Here is a 421-nt window from a genome sequence, read left to right on the forward strand (position 1 = left end):
GCAGCAGCACGATGCCGGAGACGGTGGCGGCGGTGGCCAGCACGGCACGCCGGACGGGGTGGCTCTTCCTCATCGCTTCTCAAGCTCCTGGTGGGTGTGGACGGCCCGTCGCTCACATCTCGAACGACTCGTGATGGATACGGCGAGCGGGGACTCCCGCGCCGCGCAGCGCCTCGTAGACCGACTGCGCGAAGCCGGGCGGCCCGCACATGAAGACGTCGTGGCGATCGATGTCCGGGATCTTGCGCCGCAGGCTCTCCGCCGAGATGTCGGGGCGCTCCCCGTCGGGGCTGTTCACCGCGTACATCAGCCGGGCGCCGCGCTCGTCCGCGATCTTGGCCAGCTCGCCCCACAGCGCCAGGTCCTGCGTGCTGTTGGCCCGGTAGAGCAGGGTGATGTCACCGGAGGCGCCGGGCAGCGT

The 421-nt window shown here is 70.8% G+C and carries 1 protein-coding gene and 1 pseudogene; both read right to left on the minus strand.

The window, feature by feature from the left end; genetic code table 11:
• Positions 1-73, minus strand: a pseudogene (locus KDL01_RS46545) (FMN-binding protein); the annotation flags it as partial.
• 39 nt (positions 74-112) lie between these two features.
• On the minus strand, positions 113-421 hold a 309-nt coding region (locus tag KDL01_RS42255), incomplete at its 5' end, for a ferredoxin reductase domain-containing protein (RefSeq protein WP_498038012.1).

Source organism: Actinospica durhamensis, assembly GCF_018139695.1.
GTDB classification, from domain to species: Bacteria; Actinomycetota; Actinomycetes; order Streptomycetales; family Catenulisporaceae; genus Actinospica; species Actinospica durhamensis.